At 67.0% G+C, this 17776-nt stretch carries 18 protein-coding genes and 1 pseudogene; 7 read left to right on the top strand and 12 right to left on the bottom strand.

Annotation, left to right across the window (positions count from 1 at the left end):
- Positions 1 to 250: 250 nt before the first annotated feature.
- A complete protein-coding gene (locus tag C4B30_RS07510; RefSeq protein ID WP_199779059.1) occupies positions 251 to 2431 on the top strand; it encodes an ornithine decarboxylase in 2181 nt (726 codons plus the stop codon).
- 124 nt (positions 2432 to 2555) lie between these two features.
- Here C4B30_RS07510 and C4B30_RS07505 read toward each other — a convergent pair whose 3' ends face one another.
- The 3 genes from C4B30_RS07505 to C4B30_RS07495 all read right to left on the bottom strand — a co-directional run bounded on the left by C4B30_RS07505 (position 2556) and on the right by C4B30_RS07495 (position 5005).
- The gene (locus C4B30_RS07505) at positions 2556 to 3713 is read right to left on the bottom strand and encodes an iron-containing alcohol dehydrogenase (protein WP_105132241.1); all 1158 of its coding nucleotides are present in this window, start codon (positions 3711 to 3713) and stop codon (positions 2556 to 2558) included.
- A complete protein-coding gene (locus C4B30_RS07500) occupies positions 3710 to 4045 on the bottom strand; it encodes a putative quinol monooxygenase (RefSeq protein WP_105132310.1) in 336 nt (111 codons plus the stop codon). The genes C4B30_RS07505 and C4B30_RS07500 overlap by 4 nt, the downstream gene beginning before the upstream one ends.
- 240 nt (positions 4046 to 4285) lie before the next feature.
- Positions 4286 to 5005 carry an SDR family oxidoreductase gene (locus tag C4B30_RS07495; RefSeq protein WP_105132309.1) on the bottom strand — a complete coding sequence of 240 codons (720 nt, stop codon included), beginning with the start codon at positions 5003 to 5005 and terminating at the stop codon, positions 4286 to 4288.
- A 135-nt stretch (positions 5006 to 5140) separates the two neighbouring features.
- Between C4B30_RS07495 and C4B30_RS07490 the strand changes: the two genes are divergently transcribed.
- The 4 genes from C4B30_RS07490 to C4B30_RS07470 all read left to right on the top strand — a co-directional run bounded on the left by C4B30_RS07490 (position 5141) and on the right by C4B30_RS07470 (position 8857).
- Complete coding sequence (locus C4B30_RS07490) at positions 5141 to 6118, top strand: LysR family transcriptional regulator (protein ID WP_105132240.1); 978 nt, start codon at positions 5141 to 5143, stop codon at positions 6116 to 6118.
- Between the two features lie 57 nt (positions 6119 to 6175).
- Positions 6176 to 6703, top strand: coding sequence for a LysR substrate-binding domain-containing protein (locus C4B30_RS07480; protein WP_234015412.1), 528 nt, complete (start codon positions 6176 to 6178; stop codon positions 6701 to 6703).
- A 128-nt stretch (positions 6704 to 6831) separates the two neighbouring features.
- A complete protein-coding gene (locus C4B30_RS07475) occupies positions 6832 to 8214 on the top strand; it encodes a nucleobase:cation symporter-2 family protein (RefSeq protein ID WP_105132239.1) in 1383 nt (460 codons plus the stop codon).
- A gap of 217 nt (positions 8215 to 8431) precedes the next feature.
- Entirely contained in the window at positions 8432 to 8857 is a 426-nt protein-coding gene (locus C4B30_RS07470; protein ID WP_105132238.1) for an NUDIX hydrolase, read from the top strand.
- A gap of 59 nt (positions 8858 to 8916) precedes the next feature.
- Here the strand turns inward: C4B30_RS07470 and C4B30_RS07465 are convergent, their stop codons facing one another.
- Together C4B30_RS07465 and C4B30_RS36280 are read right to left on the bottom strand one after the other, a co-directional pair.
- Positions 8917 to 9129, bottom strand: a complete 213-nt coding sequence (locus C4B30_RS07465) for a hypothetical protein (RefSeq protein WP_080681281.1) — start codon at positions 9127 to 9129, stop codon at positions 8917 to 8919.
- Between the two features lie 284 nt (positions 9130 to 9413).
- Positions 9414 to 9929 carry a hypothetical protein gene (locus C4B30_RS36280; protein WP_442778453.1) on the bottom strand — a complete coding sequence of 172 codons (516 nt, stop codon included), beginning with the start codon at positions 9927 to 9929 and terminating at the stop codon, positions 9414 to 9416.
- A 193-nt stretch (positions 9930 to 10122) separates the two neighbouring features.
- Between C4B30_RS36280 and C4B30_RS07455 the strand changes: the two are divergent.
- A pseudogene (locus C4B30_RS07455) lies at positions 10123 to 10641 on the top strand (aldehyde reductase); the annotation flags it as partial.
- A gap of 118 nt (positions 10642 to 10759) precedes the next feature.
- Here C4B30_RS07455 and C4B30_RS07450 read toward each other — a convergent pair.
- The 7 genes from C4B30_RS07450 to sctJ form a co-directional block, all read right to left on the bottom strand.
- Positions 10760 to 11149 carry an HrpB1 family type III secretion system apparatus protein gene (locus C4B30_RS07450; protein WP_027782698.1) on the bottom strand — a complete coding sequence of 130 codons (390 nt, stop codon included), beginning with the start codon at positions 11147 to 11149 and terminating at the stop codon, positions 10760 to 10762.
- Between the two features lie 75 nt (positions 11150 to 11224).
- A complete protein-coding gene (gene sctT, locus C4B30_RS07445) occupies positions 11225 to 12031 on the bottom strand; it encodes a type III secretion system export apparatus subunit SctT (RefSeq protein WP_105132237.1) in 807 nt (268 codons plus the stop codon).
- A gap of 51 nt (positions 12032 to 12082) precedes the next feature.
- On the bottom strand, positions 12083 to 12568 hold the full coding sequence (locus tag C4B30_RS07440) for a type III secretion system protein (RefSeq protein WP_089501525.1): 486 nt from the start codon (positions 12566 to 12568) through the stop codon (positions 12083 to 12085).
- Positions 12569 to 12583: 15 nt separating this feature from the next.
- Positions 12584 to 13975: a type III secretion system ATPase SctN gene (gene sctN / locus C4B30_RS07435; protein WP_089501524.1), complete on the bottom strand. Its 1392-nt coding sequence runs from the start codon at positions 13973 to 13975 to the stop codon at positions 12584 to 12586.
- A 51-nt stretch (positions 13976 to 14026) separates the two neighbouring features.
- Positions 14027 to 15028: a type III secretion system stator protein SctL gene (gene sctL, locus C4B30_RS07430; RefSeq protein WP_105132236.1), complete on the bottom strand. Its 1002-nt coding sequence runs from the start codon at positions 15026 to 15028 to the stop codon at positions 14027 to 14029.
- Positions 15022 to 15777: a type III secretion protein HrpB4 gene (locus C4B30_RS07425; RefSeq protein ID WP_105132308.1), complete on the bottom strand. Its 756-nt coding sequence runs from the start codon at positions 15775 to 15777 to the stop codon at positions 15022 to 15024. Before C4B30_RS07425 ends, sctL begins: the two co-directional genes overlap by 7 nt.
- A 52-nt stretch (positions 15778 to 15829) precedes the next feature.
- A complete protein-coding gene (gene sctJ, locus C4B30_RS07420; RefSeq protein WP_105132235.1) occupies positions 15830 to 16624 on the bottom strand; it encodes a type III secretion system inner membrane ring lipoprotein SctJ in 795 nt (264 codons plus the stop codon).
- A gap of 89 nt (positions 16625 to 16713) precedes the next feature.
- Between sctJ and C4B30_RS07415 the strand changes: the two genes are divergently transcribed.
- Positions 16714 to 17766 carry an RNA-guided endonuclease InsQ/TnpB family protein gene (locus C4B30_RS07415; RefSeq protein WP_105132234.1) on the top strand — a complete coding sequence of 351 codons (1053 nt, stop codon included), beginning with the start codon at positions 16714 to 16716 and terminating at the stop codon, positions 17764 to 17766.
- Positions 17767 to 17776: the final 10 nt, after the last annotated feature.

Here is a 17776-nt window from a genome sequence, read left to right as displayed (position 1 = left end):
GTGCTCATGCCGCCATGGCATTGTCGATTCGACTCGATTGAATTCGCGTGCCTTTGTTGCTACGATCGGCTGCGCCGGGCACCGCCCGATCGTGGCGGCGGTGCCGCGCCGCGCAAGGGTTCTTCGTGCGGTGCGCATTCGCATCCCGCATTCGCGGGATCGTTTCAATCGGCTGCAATGTGTGTCGGTTCGGGATTTCGCGCCGGCGCGAATGCGGCTCCCGTTTCAGGTCATTTACCGGAGAGTTCGCGTGAGCCTGTTGAAAATCGCAGTCGAACCCGCGCTGATCGGCGCCTTCCTCACCACGCATGAACAGGTCGACGTATTTCAAAGCGATTTCACGAATATCGCAGCAATCGTCGTCGGAATCGATTCCGCGGAAAAGGTGCTGAAAACCGTCGAAAGAACCGGTTTCGCGATTCCGTTCTTCGTCGCGGTCGAGCCCGACCAGGAAGTGCCGCCGTCGGTCCTGCCCAGCGCGAGCGGCGTGATCCAGCTCCGGCACGGCGGCCGCCATTACCACGGCCGGCAGATTTCCGCCGCCGCCGACATCTACAGCGAGAATCTGCTGCCGCCGTTCTTCAAGGTCATGCGCGAATACGTGCAGCGCGGCTACGTCGAATTCGACTGCCCGGGCCACCAGGGCGGCCAGTTCTTCTCGAATCATCCGCTCGGCCGGATGTTCTTCGATTTCTTCGGCGAGACGCTCTTTCGCGCGGATCTCTGCAACGCGGACGTCCGGCTCGGCGACCTGCTGATTCACGAAGGCCCCGCACTGGAAGCGCAGCGCAACGCCGCAAGGATCTACAACGCGGACAAGACCTGGTTCGTGCTGAACGGCACGTCGACGTCGAACAAGGTCGTCACGAGCGCGCTGCTCGCGCCCGACGATCTCGTGCTGTTCGACCGCAACAACCACAAATCGGTGCACCTCGGCGCGCTCGTGCTGTCCGGCGCGCGGCCGGTCTACCTCGAGACCGCGCGCAACGCGTGGGGCCTCATCGGCGGCGTCGACAGCGCGGCGCTCGGCGAAGCGCGCATTCGCGACGCGATCCGCGACGTCGCACCCGAGCGCGCCGACCTGCCGCGCCCGTTCCGGCTCGCGGTGATCCAGCTCGGTACCTACGACGGCACGATCTACAACGCGCGCGAAATCGTCGACCGGATCGGGCATCTGTGCGACTACATCCTGTTCGATTCGGCGTGGGTCGGCTACGAGCAGTTCATCCCGATGATGCAGGACTGCTCGCCGCTGATGCTGACGCTCGGCCCCGACGATCCGGGCATCTTCGTCACGCAGTCGGTGCACAAGCAGCAGGCCGGCTTCTCGCAGACGTCGCAGATCCACAAGAAGGACAGCCACATCGAAGGGCAGAAGCGCTTCTGCGATCACCGACGCTTCAACAACGCGTACATGATCCACGCGTCGACGAGCCCGTTCTACCCGATGTTCGCGGCGCTCGACGTCAACGCGCAGATGCACGCAGGCCCGGCCGGCAAGCGCCTGTGGCGCGACTGCGTCGCGCACGGCGTCGATGCGCGCAAGCTGCTGCTGAAGACCTGCCGCCAGATCCGCCCGTTCGTTCCGCAGCATGTCGACGGCCGCCCGTGGGCCGACTATCCGACCGAGCAGATCGTCGACGACCTGCGCTTCTTCCGCTTCCATCCGGCCGACGCGTGGCACGGTTTCGAAGGCTATGCGAACGATCAGTACTTCGTCGATCCGTGCAAGCTGCTGCTGACGACGCCCGGCATCGATCGCGACACGCACGAGTACGCGCCGTTCGGCGCGCCGGCGCCGATCCTCGCGCGCTACCTGCGCGAGCACGGCGTCGTGCCCGAGAAGGCCGACCTGTATACGATCCTGTTCCTGCTCACGCCGTCGGAAAGCCTCGGCAAGCTGCAGCATCTGGTCGCGCACCTCGCGCAGTTCGAGCGCCATCTCGATCAGGACACGCCGCTGCGCGAAGCGATTCCGTCGCTGTGCGAAGCGTATCCGGAGCTGTACGGCACCATGCGCCTGCGGCAGCTGTGCCAGCGCATGCACGATTTCTACCGCAGCCACGACATGAAGCATCTGCAGAAACAGATGTTCCGGCGCGCGCAGTTCCCGAAGCAGGCGATGCTGCCGCAGGCCGCGAATGCCGAGCTGATCCGCAACAACGTCGAGCTCGTCACGCTCGATCGCATCGAAGGCCGGATCGCGGCCGAAGGCGCGCTGCCCTATCCGCCCGGCATCTTCTGCGTGGTGCCCGGCGAAGCGTGGGGCGGCCCGGCGCTGGACTACTTCCGTGCGCTCGAAGCCGGGATCAACGCGCTGCCGGGTTTCGAGCCGGAGATCCAGGGCGTGTACCTGCAGACGAAGCCGGATGGCACGAAGCAGGCATCGGCCTACGTGGTCGCGGCCGGCACCGACGCGTCGCGCATGTAAGGCCGGTGCGCGGCCGCGGGCTCGTGGCCGTCGCGCCGGCATGCGCGTGCGTTGCAGCACGGTTCGCGCAGCGAGCCGCGTGTGCATCGTGAGCCGTGACGGCCGACGCCGTGCTGCCGCCCCCTCACCAGGCCTGCCGGTAAATCTCCAGCGCGTCGGCCTCGGTCACCTCGCGCGGATTGTTCACGAGCAGGCGCGTCTGCAGCATCGCGTCCGACGCCATCCTCGGCAGGTCGTCCTCGCCGACGCCGACCTCGCGCAGCGCGCGCGGAATCCCCGTCGCGACGATCAGCCGGTCGATTTCCGCGATCAGCGCATGCGTTTTCGCTTCGTCGCTGCCTGTGGCCGACGGCGCGACGATGGTCGCCAGTTCCGCATACAGCGGCGCGGCGGCCGGCGCGTTGAAGCGCAGCACGTGCGGCAGCACGAGCGCATTCGACAACCCGTGCGGCACGTGGAAGATCCCGCCGACCGGATAGGCCAGCGCGTGTACGGCCGCGACCGGCGCATTCGCGAACGCCTGCCCCGCGAACATCGCGCCGACCAGCATCGCTTCGCGCGCGTGCCGATTCTGCCCGTCGTCGCATGCGGCCAGCAGGTTGCGCGACAGCAGCGTCAGCGCGTGCGTGGCCAGCATGTCGGATACCGGATTCTTCAGCCGCGCGGACGTGTACGCCTCGATCGCATGCACTATCGCGTCGATGCCGGTGGCGGCCGTCGCCGCGCGCGGCAGGCCGAGTGTGAGTTCCGCGTCGAGGATCGCGACGTCCGCGAACAGGTGCGGCGACACGACGCCCATCTTGCGCGCCTCGCCGACCGTGACGATCGACACGGCCGTAACCTCGGAGCCGGTGCCGGCCGTGGTCGGCATCTGCACGAGCGGCAGCCGAGCGCCGGCGACCTTGTCCACGCCGTACATGTCGGCCAGCGCCTGCCGCCCCGGCGCGAGCACCGCGATCAGCTTCGCGACGTCCATCGACGAGCCGCCGCCCAGGCCGAGCACGATCTCGGCATCGGCCGCGACGGCCCGCTCGGTCGCTTCGAGCACCACGTGCTCGGGCGGATCGGCGATCACGTCGTCGATCACAGTAACCTGCCAGCCGTGCGCGGCGAGGCTCTCCAGCGCGGGCACGAGCACGCCGCTGCGATGCAGGAACGCGTCGGTGACGACGCACAACCGCACGAGCGCCGGAAAGCGTTCGCGCAACAGCGCGCCGAGCCGGCGCGCGGCGCGGAATTCGACGATCTGCGTCGGAACGGTACGGAATTGAAACGGGTTCATCGGGCGCCTCCCGGGGGCGTCGCCGTGCCGGTGTCCGGCTGCACCATGTAGCGGATCACGTCGCGACGATCGAGCAACGGCATGATCGCGCCGACACCGATCCGCTGGAAATGCGGCGTTTCCCGATGCACGTCGAGGCCGTCGGCATCGCTGTAACGCTCGAGGATCACGATGTGGTCGGGGTTTTCCGGCGAACGGAAGTACGCATAGTCGAGGTTTTTCGGCTCGGTGCGCGTGGCCGGTGCGAGTTCGGCAAGCAGTTCGACCACGCGGTCGCCGTTGCCGGGTTTCGCGAAGAAATGCGCGATGACCTGCAGATAGGGTTCGTTCATGCTGCGCTCCATGTTCGACACAAGCCCGTCGCGACGGGAGCGCACCCCATCCGCCATGAACCGGATGGATTCAAACGCGATGAGGTGGCACCGTATCAGTGACGCGTCGTCGCATTGTATTGAATCGGCACGGCCGTCGCAGTGCTGCGACCGGGCCGCGAGCAGCAGGCCGAATCGCGCAGCACGTTAACGGCGAGCCGGAACCTGGCCGGCCGCCGCGCGCTTGCGCCGCCACCCCGGCTACCAATGCACCGTCCGCCCCAGATAGTCGAGGTATTCGAGCCCGGGCCGCGCCCGCTTCGCCAGCAGCACGTCGACGAGGCTCGGCACGCTCTCGTCGATGGTCAGGCGCGCATCTGGGCCGCCGAGTTCGGTGCGGACCCAGCCGGGCGCCATCAGCGCCATCGCGCGGCGCGTATCGGCCTGACGCGCCGCGAAGCTGCGCATGAACTGGTTCAGCGCGGCCTTGCTGCCGCGATACACCTCGCGCATCCCGCTGACGTTGTTCGCGACGCTGCCCTGTCCCGACGACATCGCGCCGATCAGCCCGTCGTCGGTCACCAGATCCTGCAGCGTCTCGATCGCACGCATCGGCGCGAGCGCATTCGTGATCATCACGCGCACGAATTCGTCGGTCGTCACTTCGCCGATCGTTTCATTCGGATCGTTGGTCGTGCCCGCATTCACGAACAGCATGTCGAAGCGCCGGCCCGACAGACGCTCGCGCAGCGCAGCCAGTTGCGCGGGCTCGCAGATGTCGAGCGTGCCGATCTCGATGCGGCCGTCGAAGCGGTCGGCCAGGTCGTGCAGCTTCGTGCGCCCCGATCCTTCGCGCACGGTACCCGTCACGTTCCAGCCCTTGTTCACGAATGCCTCCGCCATCGCCAGCCCGAGGCCGCGCGACGCCGCAACGAGCAGGATCGTGGGAACGTTTCGTCGATTCGATTCCGTAGAGTGCATGGGTTTTTCGCCTTTGCCGTGTTTCGTCATGCGCTCACTATAGGCGTGCACCACGACATGCGCCAGACGCACCGAATGCAATCCATCATTGCACCAGACGCCATATCAAACCGCATGATGGCGTATCCTGTCCGCATGGAAGACATCGACCTGAACCTCGTCACCGCCCTCGACGTGCTGTTGTCGGAAGGCAGCGTGACCGGCGCCGCGCGCCGGCTGGGCCTGAGCACGTCGGCGATGAGCCGCACGCTCACGCGGCTGCGCATCGCGACCGGCGACCCACTACTCGTGCGCGCCGGGCGCAAGCTCGTGCCGACGCCGCACGCAGCCGCGTTGCGCGACCGCGTGCATGCCGTCGCGAGCGACGCGCGCGCCGTGCTTCGGCCGGCGGCCGCCGACGTCGACCTCGCGACGCTCACGGCCACGTTCACCATCCGGGCGGCCGCATCGTTCATGGAAATGCTGGCCGGCTCGGTCGTCGCCGCCTTGGCCGACGTCGCGCCGCACGTGCGTATTCGCTTCGTCCCGAAGCTCGGCCGCGATCCGCAAGCGCTGCGCGACGGCACCGTCGACCTGGAAATCGGCAAGCGCGGCGACGACGCACCCGAACTGCACACGCGCATGCTCTTTCACGACTGGCACGTCGCGGTGGCGCGCGCCGGGCATCCGCTGTTCGCGTCGGCCCGTATCACGCCCGCGCGCTATGCAGCCTGCCGTCACGTCATTGCGGCCCAGTTCGGCGATTTCGGCGGGCCGGCCGACGGCTCGACCGGCGAGACCGACCCGGGCCTCGCCGTGCACGTCGTCGTGCCGGGCTATCCGGACGCGATGCGTGTCGCGGCCAGCACCGACCTGATCGCGCTGGTGCCGCGCTCGAGCCTCGGCAACGCATGCTCGCCCGGGCTCACCGAAGCCCTCGGGCTACGCAGTTTCGAGATCCCGGTCCGCCTGCCGTCGATCCTGGTGTCCGCGCTGTGGCATCCGCGCATGCACGGCGACCCCGTGCATCGCCGCCTGCGCGACACGGTCATCGCCGTCTGCCAGCGTGCGTATCCGGATGCCCGTCCGCCACGCGCCACGGCGCGCGGCACGGGCGCACGCGCCGCCGGCTGACGTCACACGGCTCAAACCAACCGGCCGCCACCGTCGATGTGCAGGATTTCGCCATTCATGAAGCGGTTGCCCAGCAGGAACGCGATCGCTTCCCCGACTTCGTCGGCGCGGCAGGGGCGGCCGCCCGGCAACGCCGCGGCGGCGCCCGCGTATGTGGCGCAGGCACCGAGGATCCGCCGTCCGGAAGATCTCGCGAAGCACGAGTATGTCGGTTACGCCCGCGCGGACATCATCGGCAGCGATCTGACCTTCGCGCGGGGCGACGAGAAGGTGGGCGTCGCGGTATGCGGCCGGTGTCGCGTGAACAGTTCGATCGCGCTGCGCGAATGCTTCCTGGCCGGCCACGCGGTCGGCAGCGCACCGGCGTGGCTGGTCCAGGATCTGATCGACCCCGGGCAACTCGTCCGGCTGCTGCCGAAGTGGCACATGCCGTCGCACACGCTGCACCTCGTGTACGCGTCGCGCCGGCATCTGCCGCTGCGGACCCGCACGCTCCTGCAGTTCATGGCGCAGCGCATTCCGGAACTGCCCGGGTTCCGCGCCATCGCGACGCCAACCGCGAGCGCCACGCAGCCCATGCGCTGATCGCCGGGCGCCGATCCGGATTCTTTTCTGCGCGCCGCCGAATCCTCGGTATTGCGGGCCGGCGCGACGGCGCCGGCAGGCCCTTCGGCTAAAATGCCGCACTTTCCACCTTGTCCGGCCCGCTCGCCATGCAACCCGCCTCCTCCGCCCCATCCGCCTCCCACGGCGCCGCCGAATCGGCCCGCGACCTCGTCTACGGCCCGAACGACCGGCCGGCGCCGATGGTCGCCTTCGTTGCCGCGCTGCAGCACCTGCTGGCGATCATCGTGCCGATCGTCACGCCGGGCCTGCTGATCTGTCAGGCGCTCGGCGTGTCCAGCCGCGATACGACCCTGATCGTGTCGATGTCGCTGGTGATTTCCGGCATCGCCACCTTCGTCCAGTGCAAGCGCTTCGGCCCGCTCGGCGCCGGCCTGCTGATCGTCCAGGGCACCAGCTTCAACTTCGTCGGCCCGCTGATCGCCGGCGGTAGCCTGATGGTCAAGCAGGGCACGCCGGTCGAGACCGTGATGGCCGCGATCTTCGGCGTCGTGATCGCCGGGTCGTTCGTCGAGATGGGCGTGTCGCGCATCCTGCCGTTCGTGAAGCGCCTGATCACCCCGCTCGTCACCGGCATCGTCGTGCTGCTGATCGGCCTCACGCTGATCAAGGTCGGCCTCATCAGCATGGGCGGCGGCTACGGCGCGATGGCCAAGGGCACGTTCGCGAGCGCGGAGAATCTCACGCTGTCGGGCCTGGTGCTCGGCACGATCATCCTGCTGAACCGCGTGCCGGTCGTCTGGGTGCGCAGCACCGCGCTCGTCATCGCGCTCGCGATCGGCTACTGCGCGGCGGCGTTCCTCGGTCGCCTCGACTTCACCGGCATGCACCAGGCCGCGCTGTTCCAGGTGCCGACGCCGCTGCACTTCGGCATCGGCTTCTCGTGGGCGCTGTTCGTACCGATGCTGATCATCTATCTCGTCACGTCGCTCGAGGCGATCGGCGACGTGACGGCCACCAGCAAGATCTCGAACGAGCCGGTCGAAGGGCCGGTGTGGATGCAGCGCATCAAGGGCGGCGTGCTCGTCAACGGTGCGAACTCGCTGCTGGCCGGCGTGTTCAATACGTTCCCGAGCTCCGTGTTCGCGCAGAACAACGGCGTGATCCAGATCACCGGCGTCGCGAGCCGCCACGTCGGTATCTGGATCGCGGGCATGCTGGTAGTGCTCGGCCTGTTCCCGGTCGTCGCCGGCGTGCTGCAGGCCGTGCCCGAGCCCGTGCTTGGCGGTGCGGCGATGGTGATGTTCGGTGCGGTGGCCGCGTCGGGCATCAACATCCTCGCCGGCGTCCACCTCGATCGTCGCGCGCTGCTCATCATCGCGGTGTCGCTCGCGCTCGGCCTCGGCGTGTCACAGGTACCGGACATTCTGAACAGCCTGCCGCATGCACTGAAGAACGTGCTGGAATCGGGCGTGGCGACGGGCGGCATCTGCGCGCTCGTGATGAACTGGTTCCTGCCGGAAAAGAAGTAAAGGCGATCGCGGTGCGGACCGCATGACGACGTGGCGCGCGGGATGGGCCGGGCCGGTCGTCGTGCCAAACGGCATCGGCAGTCCGGCGCACGGCCCTGCCGCCGGCCTTGTGCATTGGACGTGCACGTAGCGTACCGACCGCGCATCGGCGGCAATCAATCGTCAAACCGCGTCAGGCCGCCTTGGCCGATCGATTTGTGCTGGTTAGAATCGCGGCATGCCCCAAACCCTCGCGCCCGACCAAGCCCCCGAAACGACCGCCGTTCCGATCAAGGAACGCGCGACCGTCGTCTGCTATCGAGACGCGCGCGTGTTGCTCGTCACGCGTGCCGCGTCGCGCTGGGCCCTTCCCGGCGGCACGATCAAGCGCGGGGAAACACCGCTCGAAGCCGCGCATCGCGAATTGTGCGAAGAAACCGGCATGACCGGCCAGGATCTGGTGTACTCGATGCAGTTCACCGGGCTCGCGAAGATCCATCACGTGTTCTTCGCGGAAGTCGGGCCGGACCAGACGCCGCAAGCGAGCAACGAGATCGAGAAATGCAAGTGGTTTCCGATCGACAGTGTCGACCGTCTGCGCGCGAGTATTCCGACGAAGCGAATCGTCGAACTCGTCTACAACCACGAAATCCGCAACGCGTAGCGCCCCCGAGCCGTCGCCCGGCTCGAGTCGATTGTCGTGAATCAGCGGCGCGCGAACGCTCAATGCGCGCGCTTTCTTCGCAGTTCGCGTGTGGAATAGACGACGAGGAAGATGCCCAGCATCGCGGCGCCTGACGCCATGAAGTCGTTTGCGCTGCCCGAGCTGCGCAACGCCGCCGGGAAAATACCCAGACTCAATCCTGCACCAGCAAGAAGCAATCCTGCTGCCACACCCCAGATCGGTCCGACGGTCTTGTCGATTTTGTTTTGCATACAGCACCCTTCTACGGTCATGACCTGGCCAGCATCGGTACCGCACCCGTGACCAGCCATTCCACTATAGCCGGGAAAAAAATCACTGCGTTTCAGTGCTTTTACCGATCAAGTTTTTCCAATCTCGACCGTGAGCACGGTTTGGATCGCGCAACTGCTTCGCGTTCAACCCGGTGCAGCCGATGGGGAGCGGTGACAGCCATCGTCCTTCCCGCGCAGTCGAGCCGCCGCGTCGTGAGTTGCCGGCGCGCCAATGGCGCGGTGACGACGCCGGCAACCTCGTCTCATTGAAGCGGCGGATTTGCCAGACCGCCCAGCGCGGTTCGCGCCTGTTGGACCCGCGCAAGCACGCCAGGATCATTGGGGACATCGAGCCTTGTCCCGCGCGCGTCGCCCGACGATGCCGACCTGAACAGGTTTTCCTCCCAGTCACAGATCGCATAGACGCTGTCGCGAATCGATGTATCAAAATCGACCGGATTGGTCGGCTGACCGAGCGCCGGCAGCCCTATCCGACCCAACAGCGCGGAAACATTGGCGACGACGGTCCTTCTCGTCTGGCCAATGACATGGTTGTCCGCAATATTCTTCATGATCCAGTTGTACGGAACGTAGTGCTTCAGCGAGCCGTTGTTGTCCCCATCCGTCTTGCTGTAACGAGGGTTGCTCACCGGGCAGTCGATGACGACATTACCGATCGTCTCGTCAAGCCAGTTTTGCGCCTGATCGTCATAGCGAATCCGGCGATTGAAAGCGATCCGGTTGTCGCAACGCGGAACTCGAAGCCGTCCGAACACCATCGCTGACTGCTACGCACGACGGCCACCTTGCCACCGTGGCGACGTCGGGGTCGAGGCCGAGCGGGACGATATTGCACAACAGTCCCACGCCCGGCGATGCCCGTGGCCGGGAGAATCGCCGATGACCCGGCGAATTTCCTCGACTGCGGCCGCGTCGTCGGCCTCGATTGACGGTCATCACGCGACGTCACCGGAAGGACGCGGCATGCAACTGTCCGCGATCAATCCGGTGACGGTTCTCGGGCCCGTGCTCGGCGACGACTATTCGCACTCCATCCGCCTGATCCGGGGCATGCTGGACGGCCAGCCTGGCAATCCACGAATCAATTCCGGTTTCGTCGACGTGCGCGATGTCGCCGACCTGCACGTGCGCGCCATGACCCACGAAACCGCGAACGGCGAGCGCTTCATTGCCATTGCCGGCGAAAGCATGTGGCTCGCCGAAGTCGCGCGAGTGCTCAAAGCGCGCATGGGGGACGCTGCGCGCCGTGTGTCGACCCGCGTGCTGCCCGACTGGCTGGTGCGCATCGGCGCACTCAGGGATCCCGCGCTGCGAGGATCGCTGCCGCTGCTCGGCCGCAATCCGAACGCTACCGGCCAGAAGGCCATCAGCTTGCTCGACTGGTCGCCCCGTCCGCGCGAGGACGCCATTGTCGCCACGGCCGAAAGCCTCGTGCGCCTCGGGCTGCTGCGTGATGCCAGCCGGCGATAGCACCCGCACCGCCTACCTGCCGGTGCATGGCGAAGCAGGCCGTGGCTAGTTCGCCCGCGCCCCATCGCGCCGGGCGCGGCATCAGCGTGTCGACGCACGTTTCAGGGTTCAGTGGCACCTATCCGCGCCCGATCGCGGGCGCTGCGAGCAGCGCCTGGGCGGTGCGCGTCGCCATCGGGTCGTCGGATTTGTACGCCGCCGCGTAGGCATAGGTACGCCACGATGCATCGCCAAGCGCGTAACGACATACAGCCGCGAGCGCCATGCCGCGCGACGACAGCGTGCCATCGCGCTCCACCCGGCGCAATTCGCTCAGCGCCTCGCCCCAGGCGCGTGCACGCACATGCCACCAAGCCAGCACCTCGCGCATTTCGCCGTTCCCGGGACGCAGCACCGCCATCGCATCGAGCAGGTCCTGAACGTCCGAAAACGTATCCAGCGCCGCGCCGGCCCACAGCACGTCCATCATCCCCGTAACGATCACGTTGTCGCTCAACGTCTCGATCATGTTCTTCTCCAGGCTTTTTCAGCCAATCGCCACCGACGAACGCATATTTGCGCCCGCTCGCGCATTCAGCGCGTTTCACTTGCCGCTCGCGAGCGCCTTCGCCTCGGCCGCGATGCCCACGAGCGACAGCTGATCGCGTACCTGATCGATGAAAATCGCCGCCATCAGGGCGAGCATCAGGATCGTGAGCGCGCCTTTCACGGGCTGCGCCAGCGACGGCAGATCGAGCTTTTGCGACACCTTTCCGGTAAAGCCGAAGCCGATATCGATCAGCAGCAGCATCAGCATCATCGGCGTGGCGAGCTTCGCCACCGTTTCCATCAGCGAGTCGGTCTTCAGCAGCACGAACGATTCGAGTACCGCCCCCCCGGCCGGCGTGAGGTTCGCAAGCGGCCACCAGGTATACGATTCGTAGATCGCGCCGAGCAGGAACGTCATGCCGCCCAGACACCAGAACGCCGCGATCGCGAACTGGCTCAGGAGCGTGGAAGTCAGCGACGTCTGCTGCCCCTGGCTCGGGTTCTGCATCTGCAGTTGATTGAAACCGGTCAGATCGTCGACGTACGTGCCGACGCTTTCGGCGGCCCAGAACACCGTCGACGCCGCGAAGCCAAGGCCGACGCCGATCAGCGCCTCCTTCAACCCGATGCCCACGAGGATCATCGCCTCCCCCTGCTCGAGCAGGCCGCGTTGCCCGTAGGCGATGAAGCTGCCCCACAGCAGCGCCAGCGCGGTGCGCACGCGGCCTTGCACGACGTTGTCGGACGTCGGCGGAAAAATCATCATCAGGACCATCAATCGTTCGCTGCAAAGGCCCAGCACGATCAGAAACCTGACCAGTTGGTGGCTCGATTCGATCGATGCGAATGTAATCTCGCTCATTTCAGTCGCCTGTCGTTCAATGGATGCCGGCTGGCGAGCGCGCTCGCCGCTTCAAAACGCCGGGTTGGGCCGGCGGCTCTCCGATGTTTCCTCGTCCTGCGCGTCCTCGATCGCGAGCTCGATGGCCTTGACGAGCGTGTCGCGCCGCTTGCCGTAGATGTCGATGCGGGCACGGTTGCGCAGGATCTCCGTGCGCAGCGCCCCGATCTGCGCCTCCTTCGCCGCCAGCGCCTGCCCGGCCTGCGCCGCCCGGGCCTCGAGCATCGCGTGCTGCTCGGCCGCGTGCGCCCGGAATTCGCGCAGCTTCAGATACTCGTCGGCCCGGAAGGAAACGCCGCCGAGCATCGCGTCGATCTTGCCATCGTGCGCGGCGAGCCCGGCCGCATGCGCGCGCACCGCCGCGCGGCTTTCCTCCAACGCGTCCATGAGCCCCTGCAGCTCGCCGCGCAAACCGCCCAGCGCCGCATTGAGCTTGCGATCGAGCTGACGGCGACGCGCCAGCACGCGCTCGAACGCGGCAACGCGGCGGTCTTTCATCGCTTGCCTCCGGCGTCAGGACTGCACGATCTCGTCGAGGGCCGCGAGCGTGTCGCCCGGGTCGACGAGCAGATCGGTCGGTTGGCCGAGGAAAGCCCGAATCGCGTCGATCTTCGCAATGGCTTCGTCGGCCAGCGCATCGGTGCCGCTCTGATACTCGCCCACCTGCAGCAGCAGTTCGACCTCCTTGTGCTTGGCCATCAGCCGCCGCACGTGCCCCGCCGCCGCCACGTGCTCGCGCGGCACCACCTGCGTCATCACGCGCGACAGACTGCCGAGCACGTCGATTGCCGGATAGCGATTCTGTGCCGCAATCTCGCGCGAAAGAATCATGTGGCCGTCGAGAATGCCCCGTACTTCCTCGGCGATCGGGTCGCCGCCCGATTCGTCCTCGGCCAGCACGGTATAAAGGGCGGTGATCGAGCCGTGCTCCGAGCGGCCCGCGCGCTCCAGCAGCCGCGGCAGCTCCGCGAAGATCGACGGTGGAAAGCCGCGCCGCGTCGGCGGCTCGCCCATCGCCAGGCCGATTTCGCGCTGCGCGCGCGCAAAGCGCGTCAGCGAATCCATCATCAGCAGCACACGCATGCCGCGGTCGCGGAAGTATTCGGCCACCGCCGTTGCCGCGTAAGCGGCCTTCGCGCGCTCGATCGACGAGCGATCCGACGTCGCGCAGACGACGACCGAGCGGGCCATTCCGTCGGGCCCGAGAATGTGCTCGCAGAATTCGCGCACTTCGCGGCCGCGTTCCCCGATCAGCGCGATGACGTTGACGTCGCAGCGCGCCCCGCGCGCGAACATGCCCATCAACGTACTCTTGCCGACGCCAGCCGGCGCGAAGATGCCCATGCGCTGGCCCTCGGCCAGCGTCATCATGCCGTCGACGACGCGCACGCCCGTCGGCATCGGGGTATCGACGACGGGCCGCGACATCGGATCGGGCGGATCGGCGATGACGGGCTGCCACTCGTCGCATTCGAGCGGCCCCTTGCCGTCGATCGGCTCGCCCAGGCTGTCGATCACGCGGCCGAGCAGGCGGGGGCCGATGCGCAGCGAAAGCGGACGCCGGAGTCCCACCACGCGTGTCGCGCGCGACACGCTGCCGAGCCTGCCGAACGGCGAGAGCAGCGCGACGTCGCGCGAGAAGCCGACCACCTCGGCACGCTGCAGCAACGCGCCGTCGGGCGAGCGCAGCTCGCACAGCTCGCCGAGCGTCGCGTCGAGCCCCGATACGCGTACGAGCGTGCCGATCACTTCCTGCACCTTGCCGCATGCCGCGGGTTGTGCGCGGGCGCGCAGTTCGCGCTCCATCGCATCCATCAGCGCCGAAAAGCCGCGTCCGGCCCGTGGCTGCGCGATGCGCACCCCGCTCGCTTCGTCGGTTCCGAAATCGTCCGCGCTGTCGATCATGGCGCTCCCTTCCTTGTCATGTCTTCTTCCATGTGCCGCTCGAAGGCCGGTTCAAATGGACATCGCGTCGGCGTCGGCATACGCGGCATCGGCCCAACGCTCGTCGCGCGGGTCGCCCGCCGTTTGCAGGGCCGCGGCATCGTCTTGCCAACCTGCTTCGTCGCCGATGTCGTCGTCGCCATCGCCGCCGTCGTCCGCGTGCGCATCCGGGTCCGCCAGGCCCTCGCCGGCTGCGACGGCGTACTCGCCGATCGGCACCTCGGCGTTGCCAGCGACACAAGCCTGCGCGTCGACGGCTTGTGCGTCGTCGCCGGGCCGCGCATTCGGCGCCTCGCGCCAGCAGTCCTCATCCACGCTTCGCACCGCGCGCGCCAGGGCGCCGCGCATCGCCGCCAAGTGCAGCGACAAGCTCGCGTCGATCGCGCCCAGGTCGGTTTCGGCGACGCATGCGCCGGGCGCAAGCGTCGCGTCGGTCGCCACGCACAGCCGCACGGAGCGTCCGGCCTCGCGCCACGCCGCGGCCGCTTCGTCGAAGGCCGCCCTCGCCGCGGCCAGATCCGACGGATGAACACGCAGATGAACGGGGCTGCCGTCGGCGACGATCCGCTCGACCGTCGCGGCCGCGCGCGCGAAAAGCGCCTTGGGATCCACCGACGCGACGATCTGCTCGACCGCCAGCGTCACCAGCCCGGCCAGCCGGTCCTGCTGCCCGGGCGCGAGCCGGCAGGCTTCGGCGTGCGCGGCCGCCGCGCGTTCGTGCCAATCGGTCAGCCCCCGCCGCAAACCGTCGTCGTAGCCCTGCTCGGCCGCTTGCGCGAACTCGCGCAGGGCACGCTCGACGAGCTCGTCCGCGCGGGCGCGGGCTTCGTCGAGCAGCATGCGGGCCTGGGCGCGTGCCGCGTCCAGCGCCTCGTCGCATTGCCGGCGCATCTCGGCGTACGCCGCATCGATCTCGACGATCGCCGCGACGCGTTCATGACGCAGGACGTCGCCTTCGACGCCCACGCCGAGGTCCGTGCCTTCGGCCTGCGGATTGCGTAACCAGATCACCATGACCCCTCCGGAAACAAGTCGGGCAGTTGCGAGACGATCGAAAGGCTCGGGCCCGCGCCTTCCGAAGACGGTCGTGACAGCGGCAACGAAGGGGACGGCAACGCACCCCCGTCGTCGCGCGCCGGCATGGCCAACCGCAGGATCGCGAGCGGACTACCCGGCGCCCATCGGCAGTCGCGCTCGAACAGCCGAAAACCCAGCCACGCGAGGGCATCGCCATCGGCCGCGTCGAGCGGCGCTTGCACGACCGATGCCCCGTAGCGTGCGCGCGCGGCGAGCGAGCGCGCATCGCCGGCAAGCTCGCGTCCGCGCGCGAAGAGCAGATTGACGCCGCGCACCCCGATCCAGCCCGTCAACTTCTCGCGACGCGTCCGGTCGATCCAGGCGCGCAATGGCTCCGCCTGCTCCACGAGCGCGCGCAAGCGGAACACGGTCAGACAATCGTGCGCCGGCAGCAAGGCAAGCGCCGTTTCCGGCGCGTTGAACGCGGCAAGCGGCGGCGCGGGCATGCCCCATTCGTCGAGCAGCGCATCGGCAAGCGCCTCGGCCTGCGCGGGGCTGCATGCGCCGAGCCGGTCCGCACAGGGCACGCGTGCGAGGCACGTCGGATGCATCCAGTCGAACAGCGTACGCCGGCGCCGATGGTAGGCGGCCAGTCTCGCCGCCACGGCCGCCGGCGTCTCGCCGTTCGGGGCGGCAACGCTGTCGGCGGCTGCGTCGTATGCATCGGCTGCGTCGTATGCGCTCATCATCTGCTCACCGTGCTTGCCATGCCGGCCTTGCGCTCGTTCGGATCGAAGGTCATGCCGGCGCCTTCGCCGCACGCCCCGCCCGGCGCGCGAGCAGGCCCGCAAGTCCGCCGCCGCCCTTGAGCAGGTTGCCGCGCAAGAACGCGAAGCCGCCGGCGATCATCAACAGCAGCACGCCGAGCGCGCCGCCCGCATAGACCACCCAGCCGTCCTGGCGGTGCGGGTGGGCAGGTGGATCGAGCGCATCGGCCGGCACGCTCGTCACGCTGACCTGATCGTAGGTCAGCCCCTCTATGCTGTGCACGACCAGGTTCTTGATCGCCGGCGTCATCCGCTCGAGATTCGCGTCGGGCCGGTACTTGATGAAGACCGATGCGGACGACGGCTTGACCGACTGTGCGAGCGGGTCGTTGTTCGGCAGCACGATCTGCACGCGCGCCACGACCACGCCGTCGATCTTCGACAACGTGTCGTCGAGTTCCTGCGACAAACCGTAAATGAAGCGCACGCGCTCCTCGGTCGGCGTGGAAACGAGCCCGTCCTTCTTGAACAGCGAGCCGAGGTCGTCGAATTTCTTGCGCGGCAGGCCGCGTGCGCGCAGCACTTCCACGGCATGCACGATCTGCTTTTCGTCGACGCTGACCGACCAGGTCTTGCCGCCATCGGGCGTGCTCTTTTGCGCGTCGACGCCGGACATCAGCAGCGCGGCCGCCATTTCGTTGCAGTCGCTTTCGGTCAATTGCCCGTAGAGCTCCTGCTTGCAGGCTGCAAGCGACAGCACGAGCGCCGCCACCGCGACGAGCCGCCATGCGGAGGGCAGCTTCGAAGGCATGAGGTTCGGTTTCATCAGTTGCTCCGAGAAACCCCGTCCTTCAGAACGGGGAGGAAAGGATTGCTGTTGACAGACAGCTTCTTCCACGGGTTAGGATCACCGACATGATCCTTGTCTACCGCTACCGGGTGAAATCGCTCAACGGACTGCTTAACAAGCAGAGCCGCGCGGTGAACTACGTCTGGAACTTCTGCAACGACACGCAGAAGCATGCGCTCAAATGGGGCAAGAAATGGCCGACGGGTTTCGACCTGAACGTACTGACAACTGGCAGCAGCAAGGAACTTGGCATTCACTCCGGCACAGTCAACGCCACGTGCGAGCAATATGCGAAGTCGCACAGTCAGCGCCGGCGTCCTTATCTGCGTTATCGCGGGAGGAAATCGCTCGGCTGGGTGCCACTGAAAGGGCGGGACCTGAAGCGCGAGGGCGACGCGTTTCGTTTTGCCGGCAACACGTTTCGCGTGTTCAACAGCCGCCCGCTTCCCGAAGGCAAGATCAAGGACGGAACCAGTTTCGCGCAGGATGCGCGGGGCAACTGGTTCCTCAACATCGCGATCGAGGTGTCCGATGTTCAGGCTCGAGCGATCCGTTCTGGTGTTGGCATCGATCTCGGTCTGAAAGACTTCGCCACACTTTCGACCGGCGAGAAGCTGGCGAATGACCAGTTCGGCCGACGTGCGGCCGACAAGCTCGCGAAAGCTCAAAGAGCGCGAAAGCACAAGCGACATATCGCGAAGCTGCACGCCAAGGTCGCGAATGCGCGTGCCGATTTCCAACACAAGCTCGCGCTCGATCTGGTGCGGCGTTTCGATTACATCGCGGTCGGCAACGTGTCGGCCGCAAAGCTCGCCAGAACCAGGATGGCGAAGAGCGTCTACGACGCATCCTGGTCGTCCTTCCGAAACAAGCTCCGCTACAAAGCGATCGCGCACGGAGTCACGTTTGAGGAAGTCGACGAAAGCGGTTCTACCCAGTCCTGTTCGGCGTGCGGATCGAAAGACAGCACGACGCGGCCGAAAGGTATCGCGGGACTGCGAGTAAGAGAATGGGCCTGTAGTGACTGCGGTGTCGAGCATGATCGAGATACCAACGCTGCGTTGAACATTCTCCGATGCGGACGTGCATCGCCAGGTGTGGGAATCCTCTCCCTTTAGGGAGACGAGG

Origin of the sequence: Burkholderia sp. BE12 (genome assembly GCF_002959955.1) — a bacterium.
Lineage (GTDB): Bacteria > Pseudomonadota > Gammaproteobacteria > Burkholderiales > Burkholderiaceae > Burkholderia.
Note: the sequence above shows the minus strand (reverse complement) of the source record. Positions and strands in the feature narration are given on the sequence as shown.

Bases quoted from the DNA above. Each gene is read 5' to 3' on its own strand.
- C4B30_RS07440 (WP_089501525.1), bottom strand. From the start codon at position 12,568: ATGAAAGACCGCCGCGTTGCCGCGTTCGAGCGCGTGCTGGCGCGTCGC.
- sctT (WP_105132237.1), bottom strand. From the start codon at position 12,031: ATGAGCGAGATTACATTCGCATCGATCGAATCGAGCCACCAACTGGTC.
- C4B30_RS07470 (WP_105132238.1), top strand. From the start codon at position 8,432: ATGCCCCAAACCCTCGCGCCCGACCAAGCCCCCGAAACGACCGCCGTT.
- C4B30_RS07465 (WP_080681281.1), bottom strand. From the start codon at position 9,129: ATGCAAAACAAAATCGACAAGACCGTCGGACCGATCTGGGGTGTGGCA.
- C4B30_RS36280 (WP_442778453.1), bottom strand. From the start codon at position 9,929: ATGGTGTTCGGACGGCTTCGAGTTCCGCGTTGCGACAACCGGATCGCT.
- C4B30_RS07500 (WP_105132310.1), bottom strand. From the start codon at position 4,045: ATGAACGAACCCTATCTGCAGGTCATCGCGCATTTCTTCGCGAAACCC.
- C4B30_RS07505 (WP_105132241.1), bottom strand. From the start codon at position 3,713: ATGAACCCGTTTCAATTCCGTACCGTTCCGACGCAGATCGTCGAATTC.
- sctJ (WP_105132235.1), bottom strand. From the start codon at position 16,624: ATGAAACCGAACCTCATGCCTTCGAAGCTGCCCTCCGCATGGCGGCTC.
- C4B30_RS07495 (WP_105132309.1), bottom strand. From the start codon at position 5,005: ATGCACTCTACGGAATCGAATCGACGAAACGTTCCCACGATCCTGCTC.
- C4B30_RS07475 (WP_105132239.1), top strand. From the start codon at position 6,832: ATGCAACCCGCCTCCTCCGCCCCATCCGCCTCCCACGGCGCCGCCGAA.
- C4B30_RS07480 (WP_234015412.1), top strand. From the start codon at position 6,176: ATGAAGCGGTTGCCCAGCAGGAACGCGATCGCTTCCCCGACTTCGTCG.
- C4B30_RS07490 (WP_105132240.1), top strand. From the start codon at position 5,141: ATGGAAGACATCGACCTGAACCTCGTCACCGCCCTCGACGTGCTGTTG.
- sctL (WP_105132236.1), bottom strand. From the start codon at position 15,028: ATGGTGATCTGGTTACGCAATCCGCAGGCCGAAGGCACGGACCTCGGC.
- C4B30_RS07415 (WP_105132234.1), top strand. From the start codon at position 16,714: ATGATCCTTGTCTACCGCTACCGGGTGAAATCGCTCAACGGACTGCTT.
- C4B30_RS07425 (WP_105132308.1), bottom strand. From the start codon at position 15,777: ATGAGCGCATACGACGCAGCCGATGCATACGACGCAGCCGCCGACAGC.
- sctN (WP_089501524.1), bottom strand. From the start codon at position 13,975: ATGATCGACAGCGCGGACGATTTCGGAACCGACGAAGCGAGCGGGGTG.
- C4B30_RS07450 (WP_027782698.1), bottom strand. From the start codon at position 11,149: ATGATCGAGACGTTGAGCGACAACGTGATCGTTACGGGGATGATGGAC.